Below are 13,568 nucleotides of genomic sequence, written 5' to 3' on the forward strand. Positions count from 1 at the left end.
GTATAGAAAGCGCTTGCTGTGACGCTCTGGGGCCGACGCGGCGCACACCACCCGCGTACGACGCTGTGTACGACGCCTGCGAAGGGAATGACGTGACACGCAAGACGGTGCGTATCGCCATGAACGGCGTGACCGGGCGCATGGGCTACCGCCAGCACCTGGTCCGTTCCATCCTTGCCATCCGCGAACAGGGCGGCCTCGATCTGGGCGACGGCACCGTGCTGTGGCCGGAGCCGATCCTGGTCGGCCGCCGCGAGCACGCCCTGCGCGCGCTCGCCGAGCAGCACGGTCTGGACCCGGAGAACATCTCGACCGACGTCGACGCGGTCCTCGCCGATCCGACCGTCGAGATCTACTTCGACGCCCAGGTGACCTCGGCCCGCGAGGAGGCGATCAAGAAGGCGATCGCGGCGGGCAAGCACATCTACACCGAGAAGCCGACCGCGACCGGCCTGGAGGGCGCCCTGGAGCTGGCGCGCCTCGCGAACGAAGCGGGCATCAAGCACGGCGTCGTCCAGGACAAGCTCTTCCTCCCGGGCCTGCTGAAGCTCAAGCGCCTCATCGACGGCGGCTTCTTCGGCCGGATCCTGTCCATCCGCGGCGAGTTCGGCTACTGGGTCTTCGAGGGCGACTGGCAGACCGCCCAGCGCCCGTCCTGGAACTACCGCGCCGAGGACGGCGGTGGCATCGTCGTCGACATGTTCCCGCACTGGGAGTACGTGCTCCACGAGCTGTTCGGCCGCGTGAAGTCCGTCCAGGCCCTCACCGCCACCCACATCCCGCAGCGCTGGGACGAGAACGACAAGCCCTACGACGCCACCGCCGACGACGCCGCGTACGGCATCTTCGAGCTCGACGGCGGCGCGATCGCCCAGATCAACTCCAGCTGGGCCGTGCGCGTCAACCGCGACGAGCTGGTGGAGTTCCAGGTCGACGGCACCGAGGGCTCGGCGGTCGCGGGCCTGCGCAACTGCCGTGTCCAGCACCGCAGCCTGACCCCCAAGCCGGTCTGGAACCCCGACATCCCGGCCACCTACTCCTTCCGCGACCAGTGGCAGGAGGTCCCGGACAACGACGAGTTCGACAACGGCTTCAAGGCCCAGTGGGAGCTCTTCCTCAAGCACGTCTACGCCGGTGCCGACTACCACTGGGACCTCCTCGCCGGCGCCCGCGGTGTGCAGCTCGCGGAGCTGGGCCTGAAGTCCTCGGCCCAGGGCGTCCGCATCGACGTACCGGAGATCGCCCTGTGACCATCCAACTCCCCGACTTCGAGGGTGGGCTGAGGGCGTACGAGCCCCGCCCCGAGCCCCTCGCCGTCACTCCCGGCGCGCCGCCCTTCACCTCCCGTACGGTCTTCTCGGCCGCGCACGTCGTCGCCGACCCGTTCGCGGACGTGTCGCCCGACGCGCCCGCCGCCGTCGACTGGGACGCCACCCTCGCCTTCCGCCGGCACCTGTGGTCCCACGGGCTCGGGGTCGCCGAGGCCATGGACACCGCCCAGCGCGGCATGGGCCTGGACTGGGCGGGCGCGGCCGAGCTGATCCGCCGCAGCGCCGCCGAGGCCAAGGCGGTCGGCGGCCGGATCGCCTGCGGCGTCGGCACGGACCAGATCACCGCCGGGTCTCTCGTGGAGGTCCGGACGGCCTACGAGGAGCAGCTCGCCCTCGTGGAGGAGTCCGGCGCGCAGGCCATCCTGATGGCCTCCCGCGCGCTGGCCGCCGCCGCGTCCGGACCCGAGGACTACCTGGAGGTCTACGGCCACCTCCTGCGCCAGGCCACCGAGCCGGTGGTCCTGCACTGGCTCGGCCCGATGTTCGACCCGGCGCTGGAGGGCTACTGGGGCTCGTCCGACCTGGACGCGGCCACCGACACCTTCCTGGAGGTCATCACCGCGCACCCGGACAAGGTGGAGGGCATCAAGGTCTCCCTGCTGGACGCCCAGCGGGAGATCGACATCCGCCGCCGGCTCCCGCAGGGCGTCCGCTGCTACACGGGTGACGACTTCAACTACCCCGAGCTGATCGCCGGCGACGAGAAGGGCTTCAGCCACGCCCTGCTCGGCATCTTCGACCCGCTTGGCCCGCTGGCGGCTCAGGCGGTACGGGTCCTGGACACGGGTGACGTGGCGGGCTTCCGTGCCCTGCTCGACCCGACCGTCGAACTCTCCCGCCACCTCTTCCAGACCCCGACCCGCTTCTACAAGACGGGCGTGGTCTTCCTCGCCTGGCTGGCCGGCCACCAGTCGCACTTCACCATGGTCGGCGGCCTCCAGTCGGCCCGCTCCCTCCCGCACTTCGCCCGCGCCTACGAACTCGCCGACGGCCTGGGCCTGTTCCCGGACCCGAAACTGGCGGAGGAGCGGATGAAGAACCTTCTCGCCCTGTACGGAGTGACCCAGTGACCGGCGACCTCTCCCGCTTCTCCATCAACCAGATGACGGTGAAGCAGCTGTCGTTGCCCGAACTGGTCGACTCCTGCCTGGAGTTGGGCGTACCGGGCGTGGGCCTGTGGCGCGAACCGGTCCAGTCCCACGGCGTGGAGGAGACGGCGAAGCTCATCCGCGACGCGGGTCTGACCGTCACCACCCTCTGCCGCGGCGGCTTCTTCACGGCGATCGACCCGGCGGAGCGTGCGGCCGCACTGGACGACAACCGGCGCGCGATCGACGAGGCGGCCACCCTGGGAACGGACACCCTGGTCCTGGTCTCCGGCGGCCTGCCATCGGGCTCCAAGGACCTGCACGGCGCCCGGGAGCGCATCGCGGACGCACTCGGCGAGCTGGGCCCGTACGCCGAGCAGCACGGCGTACGCCTGGCCATCGAGCCGCTCCACCCGATGTACGCCGCCGACCGCTGTGTGGTCTCGACGCTGGCCCAGGCGCTCGACCTCGCGGAACGCTTTCCCGCCCACCAGGTCGGCGTCACCGTCGACACGTACCACATCTGGTGGGACGACCACGCGCCCGCGCAGATCGCCCGCGCGGGTGCGGGCGGCCGTATCCACACCTTCCAGCTCGCCGACTGGACCACGCCGCTGCCGGAGGGTGTGCTCACCGGCCGCGGGCAGATCGGGGACGGCTCGATCGACATGCGGGAGTGGAAGGGGTACGTGGAGGCCGCCGGATACACCGGTCCCATCGAGGTCGAGCTCTTCAACGACGGGTTGTGGGCGCGGGACGGCCGGGAGGTGCTGGCGGAGACGGCCGCGCGCTTCGTGGAGCACGCCGCCTGACCGCACCGGAACAATGCGCTGGAACCGCATAGAGGTTCGTGCAGAATTTGAATCCTCCCCCTCGTAAACGAGGGGGATCCCTGGCGCAGGCTGCCTCCGGGAGCGGCGCTCCCGGAGGTCTTACGCCGTCGGCGCCAGCCGGGTTGAGACCAGCCCGGACGAGCATCACGCGGGCGGGGTTCTTGTCTCTGGGGGAGACGGATCCGCACGCGGTGCAGGTATACGTTCGTTCCGACAGCGGCAGGGCGTGCTTGGCTCTCGCTCCGCAGTCGCCGCAGTCCATGGTGGTGTGGGCCGGGTGCACCAGGCGCACGATCCGGCCGTGTTTGCGGGCCATCTCGGGCAGGGCCCTTTTCGTGGCGCCGATCGCGGCGTCAGCGGACTTGCGGGCCATCGTCGACTTCGCGAGGAACCTGGGCCGGAAGTCTTCCACCGCCATCGCGTCGTGGTCGCGGGCCACATGCTTGGCCCACTTGCGGCCGGTGTCCTGGCGTTGCCGGGCGATCTTCGCGGCCATGCGCGTGCGGTTCTGATGCCGCCGGTGGTCAGTGCGCCCGCACCGCCCGGTGCAGGGCCTCTGCCGCCAGCCGCATGGCCGCGTCCTGGGCGGCCCGGCCGAGCAGATCGGTTCGGATGGGGCCGCCGCCGGCCAGATGGCGGTCGTACGGCAGGACGACGACGGGAACACCCGTCTCCTTCAGGTGCGCGGTGGCAGCCTTCACGTCGAGGATCATGTCGGGCGAGCTCGCGGTGAGGGCCACCACGGTCGCCGAGAGCGCGGAATGCGGCAACTGCCCCAGCCAGTCCAGCACTTGCCGGGTCGCGCCGACGCCCTCCGCGGTCGTGGGCGCGACCACCACACGAGCGTGTGCGGTGTCCATCGCCGTACGCGCGACGTCACCGGGCAGCGTCTCGCAGTCGACGACCGTCACGGAGAAGTAGCGCCGCAGCGCCAGGGTCACGGTCCGGTACGTCCGTACGTCCAAGGGGGCGCCGACCTTCCCCTGGCTCCCGGGCAGCAGCCAGCCGCCGTCGGCCACCGGCACCAAGTACCCGGTCACATGGGTCAGTTGCATGGCCGGCGTCAGAATCCGGGCGAGGTCGGCGCACGACCACCGCACCGACTCCGCACCCATCCGCACCGGAAGCGTGCCCAGCGCGGAGTCCGCCTCCAGCGTGAGCACCGGGTCGTGCCGGTAGTGGTTGAAGGTACGGCCGAGCAGCGCGGCGACGGTCGACTTGCCGACACCTCCGCGGATGGACGTGACGGCGATGACCCGCCCGGTGGTCACCGGTTGCTGCAACTCCCGGGCGATCCGCGTCTGTTCGGCCACGTCCTGCGAGGCGGAGGTGGCCAGCCGACGGAGCGTACGGCCGGTGCGATGGGCGAGCGAGTCGCCGTGGTGGGGGCGGCCGAGGGCGAGGGCCAGACGGGGGTCGAGGGTGGGCAGGGTTTCGGGGGTGGAGGTGCGTGTGGCGGGAGATGAAGGGGCGGCGGGCACGGGGACGGAGACCGTCGGCCTGGGCGCCGTGACGGGCGGAGTGGGCCGGGCTGCGGGGAGTGGGGGCGGAGCGGCCGCGGGGGGCTGGGGCGGAGCCGGGCTGTACTGCGGGGCGGGAGCGGTTGTCGCGGGCATGGGGCCGGCCGCGGGGGCCGACTGCCCTGCACCAGCGGTCGGCTGCTCCTCTCGTGCCGAGTGCACGAGACGCAGGGTGGGCTCGCCGCCGGGTCCGGGAAGGGCAGGATCCGCTGCTACGACGGCCTCGCCCGAAGGCGCCGGAGCCGGCTGCTCCTCCGGCTGCTGCTCCGGCTGTCCGAGCTGGAACAGCGCGTCGCGCCGCCAGTCGTCGCTGTCGTCCTGCGGCTCCCGCTCCCGCGCCTGATCCTGCTCCTGTTCCCCGTGAACCATGCCGTCCCGTCCCCTAAGCGATGGTGCCGAGCAGCCGCCCGTACACGCCGAAGACCCCGATGAGCAGCGGAAGCAGAGCGATCACGCCGACGGACTCCAGCAGGTCACCTGCTCGCCGCAGCAGCACCCGGACCTGCTCGGCGGGCTGTACGACGAGCGAGGCGAGCGACAGCCCGCCCAGCGCCGCGAGCACGACCAGGGCCGGCCCCGTCGCACCGGACCGCTCCACCCACACCGCCAACAGGCGTACGGCCACCACGGCGGCACCCGCCAGCAGCACCACCACTTCGGCGACCAGTGGAAAAGCCCGCGCCCGCAGGGCCACCACCACCGACGTGACGACGGCGAGCAGCACAGCCCACACGGAGGGCGCACGCAGCGCCCAGACCCCCGCCACGGTCGCCGACACGGCCGCGGTGACGGTGGCGAGCACCAGCCCGCGATGGGCGGCCGTCAGTGCCGCGGACACCTCGTACCGGCTCACGGAGACGCCGCCGGCCCGCCGGTCGTCGAGCCCGGACAGCCCGGAGGTCATGAGCGCGAGCCGCGGCAGCACACCCAGGACGACGACGGAGACGACGGCGAGCACCGCCCCCACCCGTGCCTGCTGCCCGGCCGTCCCCGCTCCCGACTGCAGGGCGACGGCGCCCTCCCAGCCGAGGACGGTGACGGCGACGGCGCCCGCGCCGACCAGCGCACCGCGCCCCCACCGGGTGAACAGGCCCAGCAGCACGAGCGTCACCGCACCCACCGCGGCCGGCGCACCCACGTGCAGCGCACCGGACCAGTGGAGGTCATCGGCGAGCGCGGAGGCCCCGAGGGCACCGAGCACCCCGGCCGTGCAGATCAACGTGCCGGCGATCCCGTCCTGCCGCCTGCCACGCCCCACCAGGGCCCCGGCGCCGCCGGCGACGGCAGCGAGGACGAGCAACGCAGCCGCGACGACGGACGCGTCGTAGGCGCTCCGCGCGAAGATCCCGCCCGCAGCGGCCCATGCCATGGTCGCCAGGCCGGCGACGAGACGCAGCGACTCGGGCCCCCATCGTCGTGCCCGCCCGCCGAGATCCTCCGCTGCCTCGTCGCTCACGTCGTGGACGACGGGCGCGGACGGAGCATCCCCGGCCCGCCCGAGCCGCAGCAGGGCGCCGTCACGGATCCCGGCGGACTCAAGGCTGCTGTCGTGACCGAGCGCGGACCCGTCCACGGTCACCAGATGCCGCGACTCGGGCCGCTCACCCACCCGGTCGCCCAGCACCCGCAGAATCTCGGGCAACAACACCCCGACCGGCTCCCGGGCCGGCAACACGAGATCCACCCGACGCCGCTCCCCGACGAGGGTGACGCGACTCAGAGCAACTGCGGACCCGTTGGCCGCCGCACGACTCAAGGCCCCCGCAGACATCACGTGTTCGAACCTATCACCGGGTGGGGGACGACCCGCCGGACTAGCCCAGCCTCGCCCCAAGGCTGCACGGAACCTCCCTACGACGCCTGCACAGAGCCCCCATACGGGCCCTTCTCCGCGGCGCCGAAAAATTCTCAAGACGCCGTACAACCCTTCCCCCACCTCGCCGGTCGTACTTGGCATCAGGACTTCTCGGAGGGGGATCTGGGGGGATCGCGGGGGTTCTGATGTTGGAGGGGAAAAGCCGAGGGGGCCCGGTCCAGGACCGGGCCCCCTCGAATTTGTGCGCCTTCCGCCTTCCGGACGTCCTCAGAAGAACACCCCACAGCGCAGCAGCACATTCGCGTACGGCCGCGCTTCCCCCGTCCGTACGACCAGCCGCGCGCCCCCCGACAGCTCCTTGAGCCGCTCGTGCGGGACCAGGTCCAGCCCGGGGAAGCGGCCGTCCAGCAGCTCCGAAGCCGCCGGGTTCGCTTCCCGTACCTCGGCCGCCGCCGTCGCGCCCTCCACCACCAGCTCCGCCAGCAGACCGTCGACCACCTCCGCGAAGGACGGCACCCCGGCGCGGAACGCCAGGTCCACGACCCGCGGACCCGGCGGTATCGGCATGCCCGCGTCGCACACCAGCACCCCGTCCCCGTGGCCCAGTTCGGCCAGCGCGCCGGAGAGATGACGGTTCAGGATTCCCGTCTTCTTCACAGGGCGTCGACCTCCTCTGCCGTCGGGAAGGACACCTGCGCGCCCTCCTTGGTGACGGCGGCCGCGCCGACGCGGGCCGCGTACGTCGCGGCGTCCGCGAGGGACGCGCCCGACCCCAGCCGGAACGCCAGCGCCGCCGTGAACGCGTCGCCCGCACCCGTCGTGTCCACGGCGTCCACCTTCACCGGAGGCACCCGCGTCACCCCGGCCGACGAAGCCACCAGCGCGCCCTCCGCGCCCAGGGTGACCACGACCGAGCGCGGGCCCTTGGCGAGCAGCAGCCGCGCCCAGTCCTCCGGGCGGTCGGAGACACACGCGTCACCGAGGACCACCTTCGCCTCGTGCTCGTTGACGATCAGCGGGTCGCAGGCCGCCAGCACCTCGGGCGGCAGCGGCCGTGGCGGGGACGGGTTCAGCACGAAGCGGTTGTCCGGCGCCAGATTCCGTACCACCTCCACGACCGACTCCAGCGGGATCTCCAGCTGGGTCGAGACCACCCGCGAGGCCAGGAAGAGGCTCGCGGCGGTCCGGACGTCCTGCGGGGTCAGCCGGCCGTTCGCACCCGGCGACACCACGATGCTGTTGTCCCCGGACGGGTCGACGGTGATGAGCGCGACCCCCGTCGGCGCCCCGCCCACCAGCACCCCCACGGTGTCGACACCGGCCGCCTGCTGCGAGTCGAGGAGCAGCCGGCCGTACGCGTCGTCGCCCACCCGGGCCAGCAGGACCGTACGGGCCCCGAGGCGGGCGGCGGCGACGGCCTGGTTCGCGCCCTTGCCACCCGGATGGACGGCCAGGTCGGAGCCGAGCACCGTCTCGCCTGCGCCCGGCCGCCGCTCGACGCCGATCACCAGGTCGGCGTTGGCGGATCCCACGACCAGCAGGTCGTAGTCGTACATCAAATGACTCCCCTGAGAGATGATGAGAGATGACCTGAGGCGGGCGTCCGTCGCCACCGGGCAACCACCTGTGCAACCCCCGGCACCCGGGCGACGACCGCCCACCTCTTCCCCATGTCGCCGTGTCGTCGGCCGGTTCTCAGCCGCTGAAGCCGGCCACGTTCTCCTTCGTGACCACCTTCACCGGCACCATCACCGACTTCGTGACCTTCTTGCCCTCGGCGACCTTCAGCGCGTTCTGTACGGCGATTCTGCCGAGTTCCGTCGGCTGCTGGGCTACCGACGCGTAAAGCGTGCCCGCCTTCACAGCGCTCAGCCCGTCCGGGGTGCCGTCGAAGCCGATGACCGCGACGGACTTTCCGGCCTTGCCGCCCAGGGCCTTGATCGCGCCCAGCGCCATCTCGTCGTTCTCCGCGAAGACGCCGTCGACGTCGGGGTGGGCCTGCAGGAGGTTCGTCATCACGTCCAGGCCCTTGGTGCGGTCCCAGTCGGCGGGCTGCTCGGCGACGACCTTGATGCCCGGGTAGGCCTTGAGGCCCGCGGTGAAGCCCGCGCCGCGCTCGCGGCTGGCGGAGGTGCCCGCCTGGCCCTGCAGCACCACGATGGTGCCCTTGCCGCCGAGCCGGTCCGCGAGGGACTTGGCGGCGAGCCTGCCGCCGGTGACGTTGTCGGAGGCGACGAGCGCGGCGGTGTCCGCGTTGTTGACGGCGCGGTCGACGGCCACCAGCGGGATGCCCGCCTTGTTCACGGCCTTCGCCGCCGGTGTCACCGCGTCGGAGTCCACCGCGTTGACGATGATCGTGCCCAGGCCCTCGCTGGTGAAGTTCTGCAGCTGGTTGGCCTGCTGGGAGGCGTCGTTCTGCGCGTCGGTGACGGTCAGGTCGACGCCCAGCTTCCTGGCCTCCTGCTGCGCCCCGGCGCGGATCTGCACGAAGAAGGGGTTGTTGAGGGTCGACAGCGCCAGACCGATCTTCTGGTCCTTGGCCGCCGACGAACCGCTGTGCAGGAAGGACATGGCCCCGACGACGGCCGCCGCGACCACGGCCGCGAGCACGTAGGTCGCCGCCTGCCGGCCCTTGCCGCCGCCTGACGCACCGGCCGCCACCGGGGTGGCTCCGGCCTTGCGCCGCACGGTGTCGAGCAGCACCGCCAGCGCGATCACGACACCGATGACGACCTGCTGCCAGAACGCGGACACGGACAGGAGGTTGAGGCCGTTGCGCAGCACCGCCAGGATCAGTGCGCCGATCAGGGTGCCGGACGCCTTGCCGGTGCCACCGGCCAGCGAGGCGCCGCCGATGACGACCGCCGCGATGGCGTCCAGCTCGTAGCCCTGCGCGGCCTGCGGCTGTGCGGAGGACAGCCGGGCGGCGAGCACGATGCCCGCGGCCGCCGCGAACAGCCCGGAGAAGGCGTAGATCGCGAGCTTCTGCCTCTTCACCCGCAGGCCGGACAGGCGCGCCGCCTCCTCGTTGCCGCCGATCGCGTACATCGAGCGGCCGATGTACGTCCGGCCCAGTACGAGCGCCGTGATCAGGCCCATGACGACCATGACCAGCACCGGCACCGGCAGCCACCCGCCGAGCGTGTCCCCGAGGTGCGAGACCGAGCCGGGGAGGGCGATGGGGGAGCCCTGCGAGATCACCAGGGACAGGCCGCGGCCCACCGACAGCATGGCGAGCGTTGCGATGAACGGCGGCAGCTTGCCGTACGAGATCAGGAAGCCGTTGACCAAGCCGCAGGCGATACCGGTGGCGATCGCCAACACCACCGCCAGCGCTACCGGCAGGCCCTGCGAAGTGGCGCTCCAGGCAAGGACGGTGGCGGACAGGGCGGCCACCGAGCCCACCGACAGGTCGATGCCCGCCGAGACGATCACGAAGGTGACGCCGAAGGCGAGGATGGCGGTGACGGCCGCCTGGACGCCGACGTTCAGGAGGTTGTCCGCCGTCATGAAGTCGCCGGACAGCGCCGACATCGCGATGACGAGGACGATCAGCGCGGTCAGCGCGCCGTTGTCGAGCAGAAGGCGGCGCAGGCCGCCCGTGGCGCCACCCGCGCCCGTCGTGCTCTTGAGCGTGTCAGTGGCCACGGGTGGCCTCCGTTTCGTGCGTGGGTGTCGTAGGTGTGCTTACGGCGAGCGCCATCACGGCGTCCTGGGTGGCCTCGTCGGCGGCGAGTTCGCCCGCGATCCGGCCCTGGGCCATCACCAGCACCCGGTCGCTCATGCCGAGGACCTCCGGGAGATCGCTGGAGATCATCAGTACGGCGGCGCCCGCGGCCGTGAGTTCGTTGATCAGCTGGTAGATCTCGACCTTGGCGCCGACGTCGATTCCGCGCGTCGGCTCGTCGAGGATCAGCACCTTGGTGTCGGCGAGCAGCCACTTGCCGATGACGACCTTCTGCTGGTTGCCGCCGGACAACGTCCGTACGTGCTGGCCGAGTCCGGCCATCCGCACGCCGAGCCGCCCGGCGACCCGGGCGGCGGCCTCGCGCTGGCCCCTGAGATCGACGAGCCCCGCGCGCGTGGCCTTCCGCAGCGTCACCAGGCCGAGGTTCTCCTCGACCGACGCGTCGAGGACCAGGCCCTGGCCCTTGCGGTCCTCGGGGATCAGGCCGATGCCGGCCGCCATGGCGGCGTTGACGTCGCCCCGCCGCACCTCGGCCCCGGCGACCCGCACGGCCCCCTTGTCGTACGGATCCGCGCCGAACACGGCGCGCACGACCTCCGTACGGCCGGCTCCGACCAGGCCCGCGATGCCGACGACCTCACCGGCGTGCACCTGGAAACCGACGTCATGGAAGACGCCGTCACGCGTGAGTCCCTCGACGGACAGCAACGCGGCGCCCGTGTCGGCCCGTTCGCGCGGGTACTGCTGCTCGATCGAACGGCCCACCATGAGGCGTACGAGCTCGTCCTCGGGGGTGGCGGCGGGGACCTGCCCGACGCTCTTCCCGTCCCGGATCACCGTCACCCGGTCGCCCAGGGCGGCGATCTCCTCCAGGTGATGCGTGATGAAGACGATCCCGACCCCGTCCTCGCGCAGCTTGCGCACGATCGCGAAGAGCTTCTCGACCTCCTCGGAGGTGAGCACGGCGGTCGGCTCGTCCATGATCAGCACGCGCGCGTCCAGGCTCAGTGCCTTGGCGATCTCGACCATCTGGAGGCGCGCGATGCCGAGTTCGCGCACACGCGCGCGTGGCGACACACTGACGCCGACACGCTTCAGCAGGACCTCGGCGTCCGCCTCCATCGTCTTCCGGTCGATCATCCCGAAGCGGCGCGGCTGCCGCCCCAGGAAGATGTTCTCGGCGACCGTGAGGTCGGGTACGAGGTTGAACTCCTGGTAGATGGTGGCGAACCCGAGGCGCTCGGAGTCCTGCGCGCCATGGATGCGCACCTCCTCGCCGCCGACCAGGATCCGCCCGGCGTCGGGGGTGTAGGCGCCGGAGAGCATCTTGATCAGCGTGCTCTTGCCCGCGCCGTTCTCACCGAGCAGCACATGCACCTCGCCCCGGCGCAGGTCGAAGTCGACGCCGTCCAGCGCGACCACGCCCGGGAAGGTCTTCCGTATGCCCTCGATGCGCAGCAACTCGTCCGGGTTGCTCACAAGCGGCTCCTGTTCTCAGCGGGGTTCTCACCGCACGAGCGGCGTACGACGAGACGGGCGGCGAGGGTGACGGACCGCGCGGGCCGCCCCTCGATGCGGTCGACCAGGGCGCGCACGGCGGCCCGGCCCAGCTCGCCCGTGGGCTGGGCGACCGCGGTGATCGGCGGATCGGTGTGCACGAACCACGGGATGTCGTCGAAGGCGGCCAGCGCGAGGTCCTCGGGAACGTGCAGCCCACGCGCGCGTACGGCGTCCAGCGCACCGAGCGCCATCAGGTTGTCGGCGGCGAACACGACCTCGGGCGGCTCGGGCAGGTCGAGGAAGCCCTCGGTGACCCGCCGCCCGCTCTCGGCCTGGAAGTCGCCCTGCCCGATGTACGCCTCGGGGAGGTCCAGTCCGTACGCGCCGAGCGCCTCCCGGAAGGCCTCCACGCGCTCCCGGCCGGTGGTGGTGGCCGCGGGTCCCGCGATGATGGCGAGCCTGCGGTGCCCCAGGCCGTGCAGATGCGCGACGAGGTCCCGCACGGCGGCCCGCCCGTCCGCCCGCACCACCGGCACCTCGACGCCGGGGATCCACCGGTCCACGAACACCATCGGCGTCCCCGAGCGCGCGGCGTCCAGCATGAGCGGCGAGCCGCCGTCGGTGGGGGAGACCAGCAGGCCGTCGATACGGCGGTCCAGCAGGTTCCGTACGTGGTGGTCCTGCAGGTCGGGCCGTTCGTCGGCGTTGCCGATGATGACGCTGTAGCCGAGCGCGCGGGCCTCCTCCTCGACGGAGCGGGCCAGTTCGGTGAAGTAGGGGTTCATCACGTCGCTGATGACCAGGCCGAGGGTGTGGGTCTGGTCCGTGCGCAGGGAACGGGCGACGGCGTTCGGGCGGTAGCCCAGCGCCTCGACGGCGGCCAGTACGCGCGTGCGTGCGTCAGCGCTGACCGACGGATGGTCGTTCAGGACGCGCGACACCGTGGCGACGGACACCCCCGCCTCGGCAGCGACGTCCTTGATGCTCGCCATCGCCGCTCCACCTCCTCGTGGAATCGATTACATCGACTTCGTACCGGCGATTGGAATCGATTACACGGCGGAGAATCAAGACCTCGGCCGGGCCCGAGACGCGATCGTGATGAAGGGGCCCGCAAGCGCCGGGGCCGGGAGGGCGCGGTGGCCCCGCTCAGTCGTCGGTGATCGGATACATGTCGGCGTACGGGTCCGGCTCCCCGGTCATGGGGTCGAGCCCGGCGACCAGCCGACGGCGCTGCTCGCGCCAGCTCACGAATGTCCCCGGGCTGCCCCACAGCGACGCGTCGCTCAGCGGGCACTCGTCGAACTCCGCGCGCATCGTCCGGTTGAGGAACTCCACCATGCCGCAGTCGAAGATCGCCCAGTGGTGCGGGTTCGCGGGGCCGCCGCCGTGCCGGCGCCAGACCACGACCGGCCACTTGTCCGGGTCCGCGTCCGCGGTGAGCCACCCCATCTCGTTGGCGTTGCACCCGCTCCCCCAGGGAAGGACGGCCTCCGCGCTCTCGGTGACCCCCGGGACCCCGCCTCCCTCCTCCCAGAGCGCGCGAAAGCCCGGAGCCACGGCCCCGATGTGCCAGCTCTGCAGATCGGGGACGTCGACGGACAGTGGCGGAAGGATCATCAACTCGTCGATGTCACCCACGCCGTAGGTGTCCAGCAGCGACCGGTAGTCGCTCGGCAGCCCCGTCCCCAACTCGGTCCGAGCTGCCGCCCAGTCGACGCGCTCCTCGCCCCGGTGCGTGTCGGGAACGATCCGGAGCAGCGCCTCCACGCCAGGATGAACACTCATGATG

Annotated in this window: 11 protein-coding genes and 1 pseudogene; 3 read left to right on the forward strand and 9 right to left on the reverse strand. The window is 71.8% G+C overall.

The window, feature by feature from the left end; all coding sequences use genetic code 11:
• Nucleotides 1-92: 92 nt before the first annotated feature.
• The 3 genes from LJ657_RS00615 to LJ657_RS00625 are packed head-to-tail and all read left to right on the forward strand — an operon-like array spanning nucleotide 93 to nucleotide 3,231.
• The gene (locus LJ657_RS00615; protein WP_232646098.1) at nucleotides 93-1,250 is read left to right on the forward strand and encodes a Gfo/Idh/MocA family protein; all 1,158 of its coding nucleotides are present in this window, start codon (nucleotides 93-95) and stop codon (nucleotides 1,248-1,250) included.
• Nucleotides 1,247-2,401, forward strand: coding sequence for a dihydrodipicolinate synthase family protein (locus LJ657_RS00620; RefSeq protein ID WP_232646099.1), 1,155 nt, complete (start codon nucleotides 1,247-1,249; stop codon nucleotides 2,399-2,401). The genes LJ657_RS00615 and LJ657_RS00620 overlap by 4 nt, the downstream gene beginning before the upstream one ends.
• Before the next feature lie 32 nt (nucleotides 2,402-2,433).
• On the forward strand, nucleotides 2,434-3,231 hold the full coding sequence (locus tag LJ657_RS00625) for a sugar phosphate isomerase/epimerase family protein (protein WP_232646770.1): 798 nt from the start codon (nucleotides 2,434-2,436) through the stop codon (nucleotides 3,229-3,231).
• Between the two features lie 88 nt (nucleotides 3,232-3,319).
• Here LJ657_RS00625 and LJ657_RS00630 read toward each other — a convergent pair.
• The 9 genes and pseudogenes from LJ657_RS00630 to LJ657_RS00670 all read right to left on the reverse strand — a co-directional run.
• Nucleotides 3,320-3,739 (reverse strand): annotated as a pseudogene (locus LJ657_RS00630) (zinc ribbon domain-containing protein); the annotation flags it as partial.
• Between the two features lie 37 nt (nucleotides 3,740-3,776).
• Entirely contained in the window at nucleotides 3,777-5,141 is a 1,365-nt protein-coding gene (locus LJ657_RS00635; RefSeq protein WP_232646100.1) for a hypothetical protein, read from the reverse strand.
• 13 nt (nucleotides 5,142-5,154) lie between these two features.
• Nucleotides 5,155-6,543: a type VII secretion integral membrane protein EccD gene (eccD, locus tag LJ657_RS00640; RefSeq protein ID WP_232646101.1), complete on the reverse strand. Its 1,389-nt coding sequence runs from the start codon at nucleotides 6,541-6,543 to the stop codon at nucleotides 5,155-5,157.
• A gap of 312 nt (nucleotides 6,544-6,855) precedes the next feature.
• Complete coding sequence (gene rbsD, locus LJ657_RS00645; protein WP_232646102.1) at nucleotides 6,856-7,245, reverse strand: D-ribose pyranase; 390 nt, start codon at nucleotides 7,243-7,245, stop codon at nucleotides 6,856-6,858.
• Complete coding sequence (locus LJ657_RS00650; protein ID WP_232646103.1) at nucleotides 7,242-8,144, reverse strand: ribokinase; 903 nt, start codon at nucleotides 8,142-8,144, stop codon at nucleotides 7,242-7,244. Before LJ657_RS00650 ends, rbsD begins: the two co-directional genes overlap by 4 nt.
• A gap of 139 nt (nucleotides 8,145-8,283) precedes the next feature.
• A complete protein-coding gene (locus tag LJ657_RS00655; RefSeq protein ID WP_232646104.1) occupies nucleotides 8,284-10,236 on the reverse strand; it encodes an ABC transporter permease/substrate-binding protein in 1,953 nt (650 codons plus the stop codon).
• Nucleotides 10,226-11,755, reverse strand: coding sequence for a sugar ABC transporter ATP-binding protein (locus tag LJ657_RS00660; RefSeq protein ID WP_232646105.1), 1,530 nt, complete (start codon nucleotides 11,753-11,755; stop codon nucleotides 10,226-10,228). The genes LJ657_RS00655 and LJ657_RS00660 overlap by 11 nt, the downstream gene beginning before the upstream one ends.
• Nucleotides 11,752-12,768: a LacI family DNA-binding transcriptional regulator gene (locus tag LJ657_RS00665; protein ID WP_232646106.1), complete on the reverse strand. Its 1,017-nt coding sequence runs from the start codon at nucleotides 12,766-12,768 to the stop codon at nucleotides 11,752-11,754. Before LJ657_RS00665 ends, LJ657_RS00660 begins: the two co-directional genes overlap by 4 nt.
• A gap of 157 nt (nucleotides 12,769-12,925) precedes the next feature.
• Nucleotides 12,926-13,564, reverse strand: coding sequence for a hypothetical protein (locus LJ657_RS00670; protein ID WP_232646107.1), 639 nt, complete (start codon nucleotides 13,562-13,564; stop codon nucleotides 12,926-12,928).
• Nucleotides 13,565-13,568 lie beyond the last annotated feature (4 nt).

The organism is Streptomyces guryensis, from assembly GCF_021261325.1.
GTDB lineage: Bacteria > Actinomycetota > Actinomycetes > Streptomycetales > Streptomycetaceae > Streptomyces > Streptomyces guryensis.

What these genes read in the sequence shown, in the direction of transcription:
- LJ657_RS00625 (WP_232646770.1), top strand. Translation starts at nt 2,434, where the DNA reads ATGACGGTGAAGCAGCTGTCGTTGCCCGAACTGGTCGACTCCTGCCTG.
- LJ657_RS00635 (WP_232646100.1), bottom strand. Translation starts at nt 5,141, where the DNA reads ATGGTTCACGGGGAACAGGAGCAGGATCAGGCGCGGGAGCGGGAGCCG.
- eccD (WP_232646101.1), bottom strand. Translation starts at nt 6,543, where the DNA reads ATGTCTGCGGGGGCCTTGAGTCGTGCGGCGGCCAACGGGTCCGCAGTT.
- LJ657_RS00650 (WP_232646103.1), bottom strand. Translation starts at nt 8,144, where the DNA reads ATGTACGACTACGACCTGCTGGTCGTGGGATCCGCCAACGCCGACCTG.
- LJ657_RS00665 (WP_232646106.1), bottom strand. Translation starts at nt 12,768, where the DNA reads ATGGCGAGCATCAAGGACGTCGCTGCCGAGGCGGGGGTGTCCGTCGCC.
- LJ657_RS00670 (WP_232646107.1), bottom strand. Translation starts at nt 13,564, where the DNA reads ATGAGTGTTCATCCTGGCGTGGAGGCGCTGCTCCGGATCGTTCCCGAC.